The following is a 16,542-nucleotide window of genomic DNA, read 5'->3' as shown; positions in this document are numbered from 1 at the left end:
TTCCTCTGAGACAATACAAAACGATTTCTGAAAAGCCAAGCAATCAAAAATCTAATTACATCCCCGGGAAACCGCTTCCACCAGAAAAGGTTGTTCCTGAAGAATTCTTTTTCGAAGGCTTATCTGCTATGAAGTACGCGCTAGATAACAGCATCGACGCCATAGAAACTGCATTCTTTAACGCAGATCGAGTAACTAATACAGGATCCAAAACTCCGGAAGCGACTAAATCCTCTACAGCATCCGTTAGTCCGTTGTATCCGAAGTTTTTATCTTTTTGAGCCAATACTTGCTCTAGAACAACTTCTCCCTCCCGGCCGCAATTGGAAGCTATCGCCAATAACGGAGCCTTTGCTGCTTTACACATCGTTGCTAAACCAAAATTCTCGTCGCAACACTTCCCATTAATCCCCTCCAATACAAGGGAACTCTTGGCTAAAGCTACCCCGCCGCCAGGAACTATACCTTCAGAAACCGCTGCCTTTGTAGCGTGCAGAGCATCTTCTACTCGATATTTCTTTTCCTTAAGCTCCGCCTCAGTAATAGCACCTAACTTAATTACTGCTACACCTCCGCTCAACTTTGCTAGCCGCTCCTCCAAAAACGACCTTTCATAATCGGATTCACAAGCCCTTATCTCTCCTTTTAACAGGCGCACCCTTTCATCAATAAGCGCGGGAGATCCACATCCCCCGATAAGAACAGTTTTGTCTTTTGCTACAGAAATCTTTTTTACCTTACCAAGAACTTCTGTTCCTACCTTATCTAGAGATAGCCCTACTTCACTGGATATAACCGTAGCTCCAGACAACAACGCTATGTCTGAGAGAACAGCTTTCCTCCGATCTCCAAAATTTGGAGCCTTAACAGCACAGACGGGAAACCCTCCCTTTAACTTATTCACAACCAAAGTGGTCAACACTTGATCATCAAAATCCTCTGCTATCAAAACTAAAGGAGACTTACTTTCAGCAACCACTTTCTCAAGAAAAGAAATCAACGGTTTGCTCACAGAAGATAGCTTATGATCGAGAATGCCCACGTAAGCGTACTCCAACTCTACCGTCATAGTCTCTGGAGAGGTAACGAAATAAGGAGACGCGTATCCCTGATCAAAACTCATACCTTCAACAACTTCTAAAACAGTGTCGACACCTCTACCTTCTGCGATAGTGATCATTCCATCATTACCGACTCTTTTCATTGCCTCAGCAATAATATTTCCTATAGCGGGATCATTACTGGCAGACACCGAGGCAATTTGTAACACTTCCTCATCTTTTTTTATAGGAGTAGCCATAGCTGTTAAAGCTTCGTCGATCTTTTTTGCTCCTAGAGATATCCCTTGAATAATTTTCCTTACATCCATCCCAGAAGCAATCCCTTTCATACCCTCCTGAAAAATCTTAGCAGCAAGGACAACAGAGGTCGAAGAGCCATCTCCGACTTCATCAGCAGTTTTAATAGAGGCTTCTCTCAGTAATTTGACGCCCATATTTTCAAAAGGGTCTTCTAGTTCCACCTCTTTTGTAACTGTGGCTCCATCTTTAGTTGAAACGGGGCCGGAAGCAGGTTTCTTTAGAATAACATTTCTTCCTTTAGGACCCAAAGTGGCAGAGACCGCCCTAGCTAAAGCCTGTACACCTTTGGAAACGGCTTTTAATCCTTCAAATCGATCATTAAAAACTTTAGTCATTGATAATCCCTACCACACAATTCTTAGAAAAACGCTTTAAACTAACATCGACGAGACGCTAGCGATAAGTCCCTCAACCTTGGGATGAAGCTAACCCAAGTCTTGAGTGAACAATAAAGATCGACATCTTAAAAACAAAAAACATTCCTGTCAAACCATTCAGAAGGCTTTTTAGCACACAACAAACGTCAATGCTAATCCGAATATTCTGAGATCAAAAATGGTTCTCTAAGAGTTAAGAACTGCTTTCTTCCACTAGCACATAACTTTCGCAACGGCCACATTACGTATGTCTCTTTTTCTAAGATTTCAAAAAAATCTTCCCTACCCAAAAGATTCGATAAAGCAGTCTTCCTATAAGGAATTTTATTGAAAATAGCGATGGCTTCGGCAAATTCTTTAGGATAAAGTCGTTTTAAAATCCCCAATATAGCGCATTGAGTTTCCAATGGTAAAAACTTTTCCTTGTCAGTAACCACAAGGAGAACCCCTCTGCAAAGCTCCATCTTAAATTTTCCAAAGAAAGGCTCGTATTGGTAAGGAAAAAAGAAAACCCCTGGTAGTTTCAGAGAATTCAAAGTTCGAGCAAGAAGCTCCTCCTCTATCCACGGAGCTCCCACAACCTGAAAAGGCAATGTATATCCCACTCCGATACTCGTTAGAGACAGGTGCCCTAAAATCCCCGTAGCGGCATAAAAAAAAGGCGTTTTATCCCCAGGAATCTGCGGACTAGTAGGTATCCAGGATAATCCCGTGTCTTGAAAACTCATAGACCGACTCCACCCTTTCATAGGGACCACTATCACATTGCTCCCTGGAGCATATTTTGACTTGAAAAACTTTGCCAATTCACCAGAGGTCATCCCATGACAATAAGGAATATCTGGAACAAAACCTTTTGTTGGCAAAGGGCCATCAATAAGGTTACCTCCCAGAGGATTCGGTCTGTCCAAAACTATCAGTGGCATCTGATATTTTTCTGAAGCACGCACCGCCTTAAGCAACACATTAATAAAGGAATACGAACGGACGCCGATATCTTGAATGTCAAAAACCAAAACATCGCACAACTCTGCAACAGCAGAAGGAATTTCTGGCTTTCCGTACAAGGATATGTGCGTATATTTTTTGACAACCTCACTTTGATCTTTTCCTAGTGTTTCAGCAAAAAAAGCGCCATAGAATCCATGCTCGGGGGACATCAACACTTTAACAGTACACGCTTTTTGCTCTTCAAACACTTGCAGAGCATCTTTCCATTCCTTATTGATTGCTGCATGATGTGATATCAGCCCTACTCTCTTTCCTTGAATAACTTTACGATAATTATCCTCAGTAAAAATTCGATCTAAGCCAACTTCAACCCCAGAAGAGAGCTGAGGGAGAAGAAAACTTGAATAGATAAAGGCGACAATAAAAAAAAACCTGTTCATGCCCTCATACTATCTGTGAAAAAAATTTAAAGCAAAACAAGCCTTGCAGAAGCTTTCAGGACCATTGTTCTTTAATCCTGCGAATGTTATTTTTGGAGCTAAGGTGCTCTCAGGGCTATTACCCCCTGCGCACGAAACTTCCAAAATTGCTTTCCGATGGTTCCCATGGATATTGTTATAGTAAGCACCAACGGGTACAAAATTCGCGCCACAAAGACTTTTTTGAAAGACACAGGGAGTTTTGACGTCTTTTCTTTGCTCGACTTTCCTTCTTACCACCCACACCCTGTAGAAGGAAACTCTCCTGAAGAGATAGCTTTCAAAAAAGCACATCAAGCATCCCTAGCTCTGGGCATGTGGGCTATAGCAGAAACCTCTTTCCTTGTTGTTCCTGCTCTGGATGGTCTTCCGGGGAAAAACTCTAGCTGCTTCGCTGGGCCTAATTCTTCTGACAAAGATAATCGACAGGAGCTCCTGCGACAAATGGCCCATCTTTCAGGACCCGTAGCACGATCTGCTTACTTTGAATGCAGTATAATCTTAGTTTCCCCTACAGGAGAAATACATAAAGCTAACGGTTGTTGTGAAGGATACATTGCTGATACGGAAAAAGGATCTGGAGGCTTTGGTTATGACCCCCTGTTTTTTAAATATGATTACAATTTAACCTTTGCTGAACTGACAGAAGATATAAAAAACAGAGTTTCTCATAGAGCTAAAGCTCTGAAAAAGCTATCCGAAGTTTTATCTACTCTATCCCAAGAGGCACTAACCCTCAGGGAGTAAACTCTTCTGCAAAGATTGTTCGACTTCCACACGTAGGTCTCGCATCTCAGAAAGAATGCTTTCCATTCTTATGGAGTCGTTTTGTATTTTTTCTGAAGAAATAACCCCTTCACTTTTTCTGATTCCTTCAGTTAAAGCGGTCATCTCCAAGCTAGCAGCCGGTCGAGAAACAATCTTCTTTATCTGCCCAAGCTTAATAAAACAAATATTTTCGCTCATGGAAGCTTCCAATTGATCATTGGTTTATTTTGCTTTCTAAGCAGATAATTAATTTTTGAAAAGGGGGAAGAACCAAAAAATCCTCGATAAGCAGAAAGCGGGGAAGGATGCGGAGCACTCAAAATGGCGTGACGCTGTGGAGACCGAAACAATATGTCGCATTTTCTTTTAGCATCACTGCCCCACAAAACAAAGATTAATCGATCCTCTCTGTTAACTAATTCTGAAATGATGGCGTCTGTTACGAACTCCCAACCTCTACCGGCGTGAGATCGAGGTTGCCCTTTTCTTACTGTGAGGACTGAATTTAATAGCAAAACTCCTTGAGCAGCCCAGGACTGCAAACATCCTTTGGTGTTGACTACTCCAATATCCTCTTTAAGTTCGCGAAAAATATTCACCAATGATGCTGGCAAGGGCACGCCATCAGGAACGCTAAAAGACAACCCATGAGCCTGCCCTTCGCCATGGTACGGGTCTTGGCCTAAAATAACAACTTGCACCTTATCAAAGGGCGTTAGCTTTAACGCGCGAAAGATGTCTTCTCTCTTAGGGAAAATTTGTTGTTTTTCATACTCCAAAGCAAGGAAAGCCTCCAGCCTTCCAACTATTGGAGAGTTTCGCACGGGCTGCAACCTTTCTCGCCAAGAATGATCTAACTTATCAAAGTCTAAGAAGACATTCACAAAAATACCATTTTCTTAAACTGCAAGATATAATACTCTGCCACAAGATTTCATCTCCATAAATTCTTTGGTAAAAGCGAAAGAACAAGTAAAAAAGGAGCCTCCTCGTGACCTTGTTATTTTCAGAATTAAATGAAGCGCAGTATGCCGCGGCAACGGCTCCGTTTTGTCCTGTCCTCGTCCTTGCGGGTGCTGGAGCAGGAAAAACTCGTGTAGTAAGTTACAGAATACTCAGACTCATCCAGCAAGGAATCTCTCCCAACAAAATCCTTGTAATGACCTTTACAAACAAAGCAGCCAGAGAGCTTGATGAAAGGATTTTTCATATGATGTCCCAGAGCCTTTCCATTGAACACCGCCCCATGATTTGCACCTTCCATAGTCTCGGCGTATTCATCCTCAGACGCTCTATCCACAAACTCAACAGAAGCCCCAACTTTATCATCTATGATCAAAACGACTCAGAAAAGTTAATTAAGCAGTGCTTGCAAGAACTTAATCTGAAAAAAAATCTCTCTGGCACTGTCCAGTATTATATTTCTCGAGCAAAAAACGCTCTCCTCTATCCAGAAGACATGGACCCTAGAGAATATGAGGAACCCATCGTCCCTATATATCAAAATTATCAAAAAAAACTCTTAGAAGCCAACGCCTTAGATTTCGACGACCTACTATTCCTTCCTGTGCGCTTATTCCAAGAATCTCCAGAAACCTTAGAGGAGTATCAACACTTATGGGACGCTTTACTAATCGACGAGTACCAAGACACTAACCATGCTCAATACGTTATTGCCGGAGCTATAGCAAAGAGGCATCATAATATTTTTGCCGTAGGAGATCCTGATCAATCTATATACTCCTGGCGCGGAGCTAATATTCACAATATCCTTAATTTCGAAAAAGATTATCCAGAAGCTCTTCTCGTACGTCTAGAGGATAACTACCGAAGCCATGGGAACATACTGGAAGCAGCTAACGCCTTGATAGCAAACAACGAATCAAGATTTAAAAAAATACTACGCAGCGTAAAAGGACCTGGAGAAAAAATCCGCTTGTTCATTGGGAGAACAGATAAAGACGAAGCCGATTTCGTTGCAGACGAAATCTGGAGTCTACATAAAAACCATGGCATCCCCCTCAGAGATTTTTGCATCTTTTATCGAACCAACTTCCAATCCAGAACTTTTGAAGATGCTTTACTACGCAGACGGGTCCCTTATGAAATTATTGGCGGAATCTCCTTCTATAAGCGGAAAGAAATCAATGACATTATAGCTTTTTTACGTTTGATCACGTCGGATAGAGATTATGTTGCTTTTGAAAGAACCATCAACTTACCCAAGAGGGGACTGGGGCCATCTTCCGTTTCCAGTATTATAGAGTTCTCTTCTAAGGAGAATCTCCCCGTTTTGTCTGCCTGCAAAAAAATCTTAGAAGAGAAATCTCTTAAACTAGGGAAAAAACAAAAAGAAGGTCTACAATCTTTCATTTCTCTCATAGACTCTCTACGAGAACGCATCAAGAAGCTTCCATTACATGAGTTGCTTGTCGAAACGGTTAGGCTTTCAAAATATTTTGATGTCTTAAAAGAAGATCCTGACACTTTCGAAGATAGAAAAAGCAATATAGAAGAATTAATTTCCAAAACTTATGAATGGGCAGAACAAAATCCTTCGGGAGGACTAGAGGCTTTCCTTGATGACCTAGCACTGAAAAGCTCTACTGACGAGACAAGCCTCTCAGGAGATCGACTAAATTTAATGACGATTCACAATGGTAAAGGATTGGAATTTAAAATCGCTTTTCTTGTGGGACTCGAAGAGAACCTGTTTCCCCATGCAAATTCCAAGGGCAATTACGAAAACCTTGAAGAAGAACGTCGGCTATGTTACGTAGGAATTACTAGGGCTCAGGACCTACTCTACCTCACAGCGGCACAGACACGATTCCTTTGGGGATCCATACGAGCTATGAAGCCAAGTAGATTTCTCCGAGAGATCCCTATAGATTATCTCGTGCAAATGCGCTGACCATGTTACACCAAGATTTACAAGTTTCTGCTACGCATGCTCTTTCGCAAGAGTTACAGCAGAGCTTGAAAGTCTTGGAAGCACCAATAGACGAGCTGTCACAATTAGTTATACAACAAATAATTGCAAATCCTGTATTTGATCTAACCTCTTTGGATCTGGAGGAAGATTTCGATTCTTCGCCTAAAGATTTAGGCTTGTTCCCAGACCATTTTTTTTCTGAAGAAATCTCTCCTTTACACCTTTTGAATCGCCAAATAGAGGCCTCCTTTTCATCTGAAGCAGAACGTCTTATAGCACAATTTATCGTAGGCAGTCTCGACGACCATGGATTTTTATCCTCTTCCATAGAGGAGTTAGCTGTTCTTACAGACCAGTCGGAGCAAAAAGTTTCAACTGTTTTGGATAAAATAAAACAATTTTCTCCCTTAGGCGTGGCATCCTTCAACTTAAGAGAACATTGGCTGCTGCAATTAAAACATCTAGAGTTTCCTTTAATATATCAAGCCGTCAAAGACTATTATCCTTTGCTAGTTGATTGTGAGTTTGCAACTATAGCAAAAAAACTTTCTGTCCCTATCGAAGATTTTTCTCTTTCTCTAAGGGAGGCTTTCCGCAAAATATCCTGGGCTCCCTTTTCTAACTTAAAACACCCCCGAGCTTCTTTAAGACTTCCTCCTCCAGACATTTATTTGCAGAGACAAGAAGGGCAATGGTTAATAAATGTTAATAAAAAAGGCCTTCCAGAACTCAAACTGGATATGGAGATACTTAAGTTATTCCGGGAGACTAATTTTGGTTGTTGCTCTAAAGAAATCTCGGCAGCCAAGCATCTTTTAAAATCTATAAAAAAACGGGAACAAACGTTAATAATTCTCATGCAAAAAATTCTTCCTATACAGGAAGCTTTTCTTTTGGGGAAAAAAGACTATCCGTCTCTTTGCCCCCCCAAGGAGATTGCGGAAGAAGCGGGTTACCATGTTTCTACAATTTTTCGTGCTATAGAGAATAAAACGGTATCTTGTCCCATAGGAATTATTCCTCTTAAAAATCTTTTCCCATCGAACAAAAACCGATTACACACACTACAGAACTCTTCTATCCATTCAGAGAAAGCCAAAGACGCTATTAGAAAGATTATAGCCAAAGAACCTATCCCGTTATCAGATGAAGCTATTTCCGAACATTTGTTAAAGATGGGTATAGTTTGCGCCAGAAGAACTGTCAGTAAATACAGAAAACTTCTGCAAATCCTCCCTGCCAGCAAGAGGAAACAGCGTTTAATGTTCAAAAAATAATCGATGTAAAACGGCTTTACATAAAATAAGAGGCGTAAATTTGTCGCCAACGCAAATCTTTTAACTTCTTCTTTTTAGCATACTCCTCAATGATTCTAAGAGGCTGAGAAGCAACAAACTTTATCTCCGCATCCGTTAACCGTAGAAGAACCCAAAGAGGCGGTATCCCTAAAAGTTTGCGAATTTTTTTTTGCGCCTTAGCAAAAATTCTCAAATAAAAAATCAGTCGACTCAAAAAATATATAGGAACAGCTATCGCAACTAGTAATCCGGCAACTAAATCGTAAGAACTTATTCCTAGACCTACTAAAGCTCCAAAAATCGACCAATAACTTTCACCTGGGTGACGAAATAAAGGTCCCAAATATCGCCTCAAACCACGAGAAGTTCTATAGGCAAGAATCTCTTCAAACAAAGGCTCATGAAACTTCATTCTTACGGCATGAACGGCTTCGTGCATCAATACTTCTTTTCTGGAATAAAGAAAAAATAATTTGGAAGACTTTAAAAACTTCTTTCGCAATTGAATAGAAACACCAGAACTTTCTATCCAAGTACACCCTCCTTCCCAGCCCCCTATACCTTCATCAGAATAAATCACTTCCAAATGATTAGGTCTTACATCAAAAATTTGCGCTAACTCCTCAGGGAAAGTATAGCCTCCTTTCTCCCCATCTCGATCTACTCGAGCAAAAAAGGCTGGCTTTTCCTCGTTGGGCCCCACCAAAAAACCCTCTCGATTTAAAGAAATTAAATCCTGAGAAAGAGTTTCTTCATCAACTTTGAAATTAGCTATAAACGGTATCTCACTCATATTAAAAAGCTCTTCGTAAAAGATCTGCTTTTCTCTAAATCCGTTATAAAGTATTTTGAACCATGTTCTCTATAATTTTCGTTGTTAAAATAAATAATTACGGTTAACAGAAAAACGTTAGCTAAAAGATCGGAACTAACTTCAGATTGTCGACGTTCCTAAGTTCTTTTTCTTTTCTAAGGACATGTGTTCACTCTTAAGAACGAGGAATTTTGGATTTGGAATGCTTATATGAAAAAATCCCTGATTATTGTTGAGTCCCCAGCCAAAATTAAAACATTGCAAAAGTTTCTAGGTAAAAATTTTGTTTTTGCGTCTTCCATCGGGCATGTTGCCGACCTTCCAAGCAAAGAGTTTGGTATCGATATTGAAAATGATTTTGAACCTCACTACGAAATTCTACCCGATAAAAAAGATGTTATCCGTAATATTCAAAAAATAGCCTCTTCCTGTGAAGCCGTTTATCTCTCTCCAGACCCCGACAGGGAAGGAGAAGCTATCGCTTGGCATATAGCTAAATATTTACCCAAAACAACTCAAATTCATAGAGTATCCTTCAACGCGATAACAAAGTCTGCGGTAACAGCAGCGCTACAAACTCCCAGACAAATCGACATGGCTTTGGTCAATGCTCAACAAGCACGACGCCTTCTTGACCGCATCGTGGGATATAAAATCTCTCCTATTCTAAGCAGAAAATTACAACAACGCTCTGGAATATCTGCTGGAAGAGTACAATCCGTAGCGCTTAAACTCGTCGTAGACAGGGAGCACGCTATAGAAACCTTTGTTCCAAAAGAATTCTGGAACATTTCTGCCGATCTTCTAGATCCTAAAAGCCAAAAATCTTTTTCCGCCTCTCTACATGCTGTGGATGGAAAACGATGGGAAAAAGAACCTCCTGAAAACAAATCGGAAACAGAGTTTCTGCTAATAGATACACAAGAAAAAGCTGAAGCTGTTATCCGAAAATTGCAAGGCGCTACTTACACTGTATCTAAAGTAGAAGCAAAGGAAAAAAAGCGTAATCCTATGCCTCCTTTTACAACCTCTACTTTACAGCAGGAAGCTAGCAGACATTTTCGTTTTTCAGCTTCCAGAACTATGAACATAGCGCAAACTTTATACGAAGGAGTAGAACTAAAAGAAGGAGAAGCAACAGGACTGATTACTTACATGAGAACAGATTCTGTTCGCTCAGCACCCGAAGCTATAGACGCGGCAAGAACTTTCATCCAAACAACTTACGGAAATGAGTATCTTCCTAAAGTTCCAAATGGATATTCAACAAAAAAAATGACCCAGGATGCTCACGAAGCTATTCGACCCACAGATATCGCTCTTACTCCAGAAACTTTAGCAAAATACCTAACGAAAGATCAGTTAAATTTATACGAACTTATCTGGAAACGCTTCGTAGCTTCTCAAATGCAGCCTTCTGTTTATGACACACTTTCTGTACGCATCCAAACAGATTCTCAAGTTGAACTAAAAGCTTCTGGGTCCGTATTGAAATTCAACGGATTCCTTGCTGTATACCAGGAAAAGGAAGATGATGATACTGCAGAAGACAAAGAGCTTTCTCCCCTCCCACCCTTATCTGTTGGACAAACTTTAAACCTTTTAGAACTCTTCCATGAACAGTCGTTCACAAAACCTCTTCCAAGATTTACTGAGGCTTCTCTGGTTAAAGAACTGGAAAAATCTGGCATAGGTAGACCCTCTACCTACGCTGCCATCATGGATAAAATTCAAAGACGAGAATATACTGTGAAGGAAAATTCCAGGTTAAAGCCTACGGATTTGGGTAAAGTTATCTCTGCTTTTCTCGAAACAAATTTTCCTCAAATTATGAATGTCGGGTTTACTGCCCGTATGGAAGATGAATTGGAACTCATTGCTGATAATAAGAAGTCTTGGAAAACCCTTATCAGAGAGTTTTGGGACCATTTTCTTCCAGAAGTAACAAGCGCTGAAAAAGAGGCCACCATACCCCGCATAGCAACAGACATTCCTTGCCCCTCATGCAAAAAAGGCTCTCTAACAAAAATATGGGCAAAAAATCATTACTTCTTCGGCTGCTCAGAGTATCCTGAATGTGAATACAAAATTTCTGAAGAAGAGTTTTCGTTCAATAAAGATGATTATAGCCAAGACAATCCGTGGGATAGCCCATGTCCTATTTGCCAAGGCCCTATGAAAATTAGACACGGAAAATTCGGCGCCTTTCTAGGCTGCGAGAACTACCCAAAGTGCCGAGGAACTATAACCCTGTTAAAAAAAGGAGAAGCTCCTACTCCAGAGTTTGACCCCGTACCGTGCCCTGCTGTAGGGTGCTCCGGAAAAATCTTACGAAAAAAATCCAGGTTTAATAAATTCTTTTATTCTTGTTCTGAGTTCCCCTCCTGCGATGTTATAGGAAACTCTGTTGATGAAGTCATGGACAAGTACGTCAACAGACCTAAAACTGCTTATGAAAAAACGAAAGTTTCCAGCAAAAAAACTTCAGGGAGAAAATCTGGGAAAAAACAAACAGACAAAACAAAGAATGTCTCCAAGACAACAAAAGCTGCACCACAGCTAACGCCATCCAAAGAACTTGCAGCCTTAATAGGTTCACAACCAGTTTCCAGACCAGAGGCAACCAAAAAGCTTTGGGAGTATATTAAAACCCACTCTCTCCAAGACCCCAGTAACAAGAAGCTAATTCGGCCAGATGCTCTTCTAGGAGCTCTTTTTGGCTCTCCCGAAGCTCTGGATATGCTCAGACTGCCGAAGATTCTATCCCAGCATCTCTCCAAAGATCAGGAGAATGACTAATAGTTTCTATAAACGCTACCGTTCATCCTTGCAATGCTCTTCACAGTAACGTTCCACGGCTGAGTATATCTCCTCTCTAGTTTTTGCTTTCCCTAAAGCTGAGCGTAAAAAACGAACGTTGGCAGAAGAAACAAGATAATGCCCGCATAATTTTCTTGTCTCTGTGAGAAGCTTGGCTTCGCTGGAATAATATTCCTCCACGTATTGTAAATGCAAAAGAAAGGCTTCTTTTCTCTCTGCAAATGTTGGTGTATGATAAGAACCTGTTGCCAAGTACTCCTTTATTTGCTGAGCAATCCAAGGAGCGCCCATAGTCCCTCTAGCAACTAAAACACCGTCGCACCCTGTAGTTTCTAACATATCCTTCGCCGACTCGGGAGAAAAAATATCCCCATTTCCAAAAACTTTCATCGATCCCGCTACAGCCTTGGCTCTTTTAATAAAATCCCTATTAGCAGGCCCCACATAGCCCTGAGAACGAGTTCTGCCGTGGACAAAAACAGCATCAGCTCCAGATTCTCGAATTATACGAACGACTTCTTCAACATTTATATTTTCATAGTCCCAACCAGAACGGATTTTGACCGTCACGGGGAGAGATGTCGAATAAACTATAGCTTCTACAACTTTACCCAGCCCTATAGGGTCTTTAAGCATTCCTGATCCGCTACCATCCTTAGTGATTTTATCCGTAGGACACCCACAGTTTAGATCTATAAGATCAAACCCCAAGCCCTCCACAACTCGAGCAGCTTCTGCTGCAAACAAAGGATTGCTCCCACAAATCTGCCCTCCTATGGGCCTCATATCCTCTGAAAACTCAAGCAATTTTAAAGAACGATTAGGGGACCATAAAATGCCTTCTACTTTTGTCATTTCGCAAAACATCAGGGCCGGACCGTATGGCACTCCCATTCTACGGTATGGATAATCTGAAAAACCCGCCAAAGGGGCGTAAACGACCGGAGAATCCAGCAAGAGATTTTTTAAATGTATTGTAGTATCCACGGAGCCTGAAAAAATTTTTCCACAAAAAAGTACACGATCTTAAGAATCACTATAGGAAGAACTTCTAAACATACCAAGGCTACCATAGGGCTAATATCTATGAATCCTATAGTAGGAATAAATCTTTTAAAAATCTTAAGATAGGGCGAAACCAAACGAAATATCACGGTGTACCACCTGGTTCTCTGCCATTCAGGAAACCAAGAAGCAAAAATGTAAATTAAAATTAAAAAACTGTAGACATTAACAAATGTTCTTACAAAGTAGGATATCATCTAGAAACTCTCTTTGTTTAAAATAAAAGACTAACAAGCGTTTCTCTTGAAAAAACCTTTTCTATTCTTTAAAATGTCTTCTTTTGTTTTTTATGATGAAATAAAATGCATTTTGGGTTTCTCAATTACCGAGTTGGCATCGTCTTTTGCGAAGACATGACAACCAAAATAGCAGTTTTACGGAAAACCTGTAAAGGTCACGTCCTTGTTTGGTCCGCACTTTTTGCTGACGGTGCCCGTATCTATTTGCCTGGGAAATTCTACTCTTGTCCTGTAGTCCTCTCTCTGAAAGGTCCTGGGCTTCTCCTACGCACGACCTTTTCTTCCCTCAAAAACAAAAAACAAGCAAAACAACTAGCGGAAAATTCTTTAGAACACACTCTCCCCTTTCCTCCAGACTCTATCTTCACGGAAACAACGGTCTTTCAAAAAAAAACCGATCAAACGCTAGTTTCTTCTTGGATCACCACTAAAGAGCGAATTGCCTCCTATTTTGATCGCTTAAAAAAAATTTCTTTGCGCGCGGATGATATCTCCTGTGAGCCAGAAGCATTCATCCACCTGCTCGAACCCGAAGAAGAACGGCTATCCTTTCTTGTAGTCTCTCTAGACGGAGAAATATCCTGCACCCTTCTTAAAGGACGACACCCTTTGGCTACCAGAAGCTTTGAAAAAAGATCTTTGCAAGAAAACGCCAATGAGTGCCTTACTACCCTAAATCACATGTTGAATTCTTATCCAAAAGAAGAAGAACTCACGATAAAACTCTGGGATATGGATAACGATAACTCGACCGAAGGCAGCGAAACCTTGCTTCAACTTATTCAATCTCAAACCCAACGTTTGGTGCTAAACGTTGTCCCTTTAACACGTATTGAGGGGCTACAACCAGATTCTTGGAAATTATACGGAAGCGCAATAGCCGCTGCTTACCACGGATTTTCTTCGCAAAAAATTCAATTCAAAGAAGCCCTGCTTCTCTCCAAACAAAGAAGTAAATTTTTATTACGAAAAATCGCTTCCCCCCTGGCAAAGCTGGCTCTGTCTTCTTTGATTCTTGTCAGCCTTACAGCTTCCTACAAAAAAATGTCTGTACGAAAAGAAATCCAAGAAAATCTCTTTTCCCTAGGTGAAAATTTTATCCTTCCTCGAACCTCTAAAGAAGCCCTAAATCAAATAAAAAAATGGAAAGAAACACAACAACAACAATGCAAAGACTATCCATATGTACCAAATGGTCCTGGTATACAACATGTTTTAGCTTTCTTCTCCGATTTTGCTAAAACGCCCTCCGGATCATCGATAAAAATTTCTCACCTTTCTTACGATTTGAACAGCTTCCCCACAGAAGAAACTCCTCACATCCCCTACTCCTCAACTGTTCAGGTGAAAGGTTCTGGGTCTAAGGAAGCTCTTCAAAAGTTAAAAGCTCTTCTTCGCTCCCCTTCCCTACCATTTTCGGCTTCCAATCTAGCATGGAAAGAATCGGGAGAGACCTTTGAACTTTCCTTTACACCAGAAATCAACAAGGGGCGCTTTTCATGAGTAACATAAAGTTCTTTCCTAGCTTTTGGCGGAAAATGTTTCCCCTGACAATGATTGCTCTGACAAGCCTTCCTTCTGGGCTTTTTTTTCTTAAACATAAAAGAGACATGACCCGCTGGGCTCAGGTTAATGAAGAAGTTTTGCAGCTTAAAACAGCTTCCGACAAGCGCATTTTGGTTCAAAAAAACAATGCTCGTTTTGTTTCCACTGCCGTCCCTGAGCCTACAGAGGTGTTTTGTCAAAGGGTTTCTGAGGAAACTAATTTTCTTGAAAAAGAGCGCGCATCACTCAAGGCCTTCATCAATAATGAATCTCGTTTTGCATCTCCAGAAGAAGTTGAATATTACCAATTTTTAACCACTCAAAATCGGGTGCTATTCCTCCAAAAACGACAAGAAAATGCTTCTTCAACTGAAATTTCTTTTAGATCCCCCATCCAATGCAACGAAAAAGATGTCGAAAATCTACTTCTCAAACTAGATGCCTCCATTAACAACGCAGCCTTAGAGCCCTCTTTTTTAAAAAAATGGGAAATGCAAAAAAAGAAAACTCCTTTAGGAAATGAAGTTTGGTTGGTGCAAGCAACTATAATAAAACGAGAGGTTTCTGATGTTCACTAAAACCCTTTCCTTGGTTCTTATAATTTCTAGCTTTGCCTTACCAGCACCTCTGCTTGCCGCCAGCAAGAAAAACTCTACAACATCTTCCAAAACTTATGAAAACCTCGTTTTAGTAAGCATCAATATTATCGACCGCAACGGGTTGTCCGAGACAATTAGTTCTAAAGAACGCTTAAAAAAGTATGCAAAAGTAGACTTCTTACAACCCCAGCCCTACAAGCAAGTTTCTCGTATGTATAGGAATAAACAAGGCGAATTAGTCTCTTGTTTAACCTCTTACCACGAAAATGGCCAATTAAAACAATACTTGGAGTGCGTAAATAATAGAGCCAATGGGCGTTATCGAGAGTGGTTTTCTAATGGAAAAATAAAAATCAAAGCAACAGTCATTGGCGGCATAGCAGACCTCCACCCATCAGCAGAATCTGGATGGTTGTTCCATGGCTCCACACTAGCATACAACGATGAAGGTTCTCTTATTGCCTCTATCCTTTATGAAAAAGGCTTTTTGGAAGGCGAGTCCACATATTTTCATGACAACGGCGCAGTATGGAAAAAATGCTCCTATCATAAAGGATTAGCGGAAGGAGAGTTCTCTATCTTTTCTCCCTCAGGAACACTCATCAAAACCTCTTCCTTTGTTAACGGAAAAAAAGAGGGCGTGTTCATTCGTTACACAGATTCAAACTCTCAGAAAATTTTGTCTCAAGAAGAGTTTAAAAATGATAAACTACTTTCTGGAGTCTACTACAACGACGAAGGAGAACTCCTGTCCTCTGTCACAGAAGGTCACGGTCTTCGCACCCTCTATGGAAAAACAACCCCTATAGAAGTCAGAGAATACCACGAAGGTGTTTGTCAAGGGCGAGTGGAAATTTTAGACCCCAAAACCTCCCAACTAACTCGGTCTTATAACTTGATCAACGATATGAAAGAGGGGGAAGAGATAATTTATTACCCCAACACAAAGACACCCAAACTATTAATGACTTGGCATCAAAATGTTTTACAAGGACCAGTAAAAACATGGTACCAAAACGGTTCTTTGGAAAGCAGCAAAGAACTGGTAAATAATAAAAAATCAGGATTGTGTACTTTTCGTTATCCAAATGGGAAAGTCATGGCTACTGAAGAGTATGACAAGGACCTCTTAATTAAAGGAGAATACTTCCGTCCAGAAGACAAAACTCCTTGCTCGAAAGTAGAAAAAGGTTATGGCACCGCAGTATTTTTTTCTCCTTCAGGAAGCGAATTAAAAAAAATCTGGTACCAAGATGGGAAACCCTCCCTGCAACAATAAAGGCCTTCTCTA

Annotated in this window: 14 protein-coding genes; 7 read left to right on the top strand and 7 right to left on the bottom strand. The window is 40.7% G+C overall.

Annotated elements, in window-relative coordinates; all coding sequences use genetic code 11:
- Positions 1–55: 55 nt before the first annotated feature.
- Together groL and KJA58_RS04450 are read right to left on the bottom strand one after the other, a co-directional pair.
- The gene (gene groL, locus KJA58_RS04455; protein WP_213358225.1) at positions 56–1,696 is read right to left on the bottom strand and encodes a chaperonin GroEL; all 1,641 of its coding nucleotides are present in this window, start codon (positions 1,694–1,696) and stop codon (positions 56–58) included.
- Positions 1,697–1,890: 194 nt separating this feature from the next.
- Positions 1,891–3,129 carry a DUF1343 domain-containing protein gene (locus KJA58_RS04450; protein WP_213358224.1) on the bottom strand — a complete coding sequence of 413 codons (1,239 nt, stop codon included), beginning with the start codon at positions 3,127–3,129 and terminating at the stop codon, positions 1,891–1,893.
- Between the two features lie 165 nt (positions 3,130–3,294).
- Here KJA58_RS04450 and KJA58_RS04445 point away from each other — a divergent pair, with 165 nt between their 5' ends.
- Positions 3,295–3,915 carry a non-canonical purine NTP pyrophosphatase gene (locus KJA58_RS04445; RefSeq protein WP_213358223.1) on the top strand — a complete coding sequence of 207 codons (621 nt, stop codon included), beginning with the start codon at positions 3,295–3,297 and terminating at the stop codon, positions 3,913–3,915.
- On the opposite strand, the gene KJA58_RS04440 is transcribed toward KJA58_RS04445, so the two are convergent.
- Entirely contained in the window at positions 3,898–4,134 is a 237-nt protein-coding gene (locus KJA58_RS04440; RefSeq protein ID WP_213358222.1) for a hypothetical protein, read from the bottom strand. The genes KJA58_RS04445 and KJA58_RS04440 overlap by 18 nt on opposite strands.
- Complete coding sequence (gene ung, locus KJA58_RS04435) at positions 4,131–4,820, bottom strand: uracil-DNA glycosylase (protein WP_213358221.1); 690 nt, start codon at positions 4,818–4,820, stop codon at positions 4,131–4,133. The genes KJA58_RS04440 and ung overlap by 4 nt, the downstream gene beginning before the upstream one ends.
- 113 nt (positions 4,821–4,933) lie before the next feature.
- Here ung and KJA58_RS04430 point away from each other — a divergent pair, with 113 nt between their 5' ends.
- Entirely contained in the window at positions 4,934–6,850 is a 1,917-nt protein-coding gene (locus KJA58_RS04430) for an ATP-dependent helicase (protein ID WP_213358392.1), read from the top strand.
- Positions 6,851–6,852: 2 nt separating this feature from the next.
- Positions 6,853–8,148 (top strand): RNA polymerase factor sigma-54, encoded by a 1,296-nt coding sequence (gene rpoN / locus KJA58_RS04425; protein WP_213358220.1) that lies wholly within the window; start codon positions 6,853–6,855, stop codon positions 8,146–8,148.
- Between the two features lie 16 nt (positions 8,149–8,164).
- On the opposite strand, the gene KJA58_RS04420 is transcribed toward rpoN, so the two are convergent.
- Positions 8,165–8,962 carry a hypothetical protein gene (locus tag KJA58_RS04420; protein WP_213358219.1) on the bottom strand — a complete coding sequence of 266 codons (798 nt, stop codon included), beginning with the start codon at positions 8,960–8,962 and terminating at the stop codon, positions 8,165–8,167.
- A 231-nt stretch (positions 8,963–9,193) separates the two neighbouring features.
- On the opposite strand from KJA58_RS04420, the gene topA reads away from it, so the two are divergent.
- A complete protein-coding gene (gene topA, locus KJA58_RS04415; protein ID WP_213358218.1) occupies positions 9,194–11,782 on the top strand; it encodes a type I DNA topoisomerase in 2,589 nt (862 codons plus the stop codon).
- 15 nt (positions 11,783–11,797) lie between these two features.
- Here topA and dusB read toward each other — a convergent pair whose 3' ends face one another.
- Entirely contained in the window at positions 11,798–12,790 is a 993-nt protein-coding gene (gene dusB / locus KJA58_RS04410) for a tRNA dihydrouridine synthase DusB (RefSeq protein ID WP_213358217.1), read from the bottom strand.
- The gene (locus KJA58_RS04405) at positions 12,769–13,065 is read right to left on the bottom strand and encodes a YggT family protein (RefSeq protein ID WP_213358216.1); all 297 of its coding nucleotides are present in this window, start codon (positions 13,063–13,065) and stop codon (positions 12,769–12,771) included. Before KJA58_RS04405 ends, dusB begins: the two co-directional genes overlap by 22 nt.
- 105 nt (positions 13,066–13,170) lie before the next feature.
- Here KJA58_RS04405 and KJA58_RS04400 point away from each other — a divergent pair, with 105 nt between their 5' ends.
- Genes KJA58_RS04400 through KJA58_RS04390 form a run of 3 tightly spaced genes read left to right on the top strand, consistent with a single transcriptional unit; the run spans position 13,171 to position 16,530 of the window.
- On the top strand, positions 13,171–14,610 hold the full coding sequence (locus tag KJA58_RS04400; protein ID WP_213358215.1) for a hypothetical protein: 1,440 nt from the start codon (positions 13,171–13,173) through the stop codon (positions 14,608–14,610).
- Positions 14,607–15,230, top strand: coding sequence for a hypothetical protein (locus tag KJA58_RS04395; protein WP_213358214.1), 624 nt, complete (start codon positions 14,607–14,609; stop codon positions 15,228–15,230). Before KJA58_RS04400 ends, KJA58_RS04395 begins: the two co-directional genes overlap by 4 nt.
- The gene (locus tag KJA58_RS04390; RefSeq protein WP_246485727.1) at positions 15,220–16,530 is read left to right on the top strand and encodes a toxin-antitoxin system YwqK family antitoxin; all 1,311 of its coding nucleotides are present in this window, start codon (positions 15,220–15,222) and stop codon (positions 16,528–16,530) included. The genes KJA58_RS04395 and KJA58_RS04390 overlap by 11 nt, the downstream gene beginning before the upstream one ends.
- The last annotated feature ends 12 nt before the right edge of the window (positions 16,531–16,542 follow it).

It is taken from the genome of Chlamydiifrater phoenicopteri (assembly GCF_902807005.1).
Classification (GTDB): domain Bacteria; phylum Chlamydiota; class Chlamydiia; order Chlamydiales; family Chlamydiaceae; genus Chlamydiifrater; species Chlamydiifrater phoenicopteri.
This window is presented reverse-complemented; position numbering and strand designations above follow the sequence as displayed.

Excerpts from the sequence above, each read along its gene's own strand:
- groL (WP_213358225.1), bottom strand. The coding sequence starts at position 1,696 with ATGACTAAAGTTTTTAATGATCGATTTGAAGGATTAAAAGCCGTTTCC.
- KJA58_RS04450 (WP_213358224.1), bottom strand. The coding sequence starts at position 3,129 with ATGAACAGGTTTTTTTTTATTGTCGCCTTTATCTATTCAAGTTTTCTT.
- KJA58_RS04445 (WP_213358223.1), top strand. The coding sequence starts at position 3,295 with ATGGATATTGTTATAGTAAGCACCAACGGGTACAAAATTCGCGCCACA.
- KJA58_RS04440 (WP_213358222.1), bottom strand. The coding sequence starts at position 4,134 with ATGAGCGAAAATATTTGTTTTATTAAGCTTGGGCAGATAAAGAAGATT.
- rpoN (WP_213358220.1), top strand. The coding sequence starts at position 6,853 with ATGTTACACCAAGATTTACAAGTTTCTGCTACGCATGCTCTTTCGCAA.
- KJA58_RS04420 (WP_213358219.1), bottom strand. The coding sequence starts at position 8,962 with ATGAGTGAGATACCGTTTATAGCTAATTTCAAAGTTGATGAAGAAACT.
- topA (WP_213358218.1), top strand. The coding sequence starts at position 9,194 with ATGAAAAAATCCCTGATTATTGTTGAGTCCCCAGCCAAAATTAAAACA.
- KJA58_RS04405 (WP_213358216.1), bottom strand. The coding sequence starts at position 13,065 with ATGATATCCTACTTTGTAAGAACATTTGTTAATGTCTACAGTTTTTTA.
- KJA58_RS04400 (WP_213358215.1), top strand. The coding sequence starts at position 13,171 with ATGCATTTTGGGTTTCTCAATTACCGAGTTGGCATCGTCTTTTGCGAA.
- KJA58_RS04395 (WP_213358214.1), top strand. The coding sequence starts at position 14,607 with ATGAGTAACATAAAGTTCTTTCCTAGCTTTTGGCGGAAAATGTTTCCC.
- KJA58_RS04390 (WP_246485727.1), top strand. The coding sequence starts at position 15,220 with ATGTTCACTAAAACCCTTTCCTTGGTTCTTATAATTTCTAGCTTTGCC.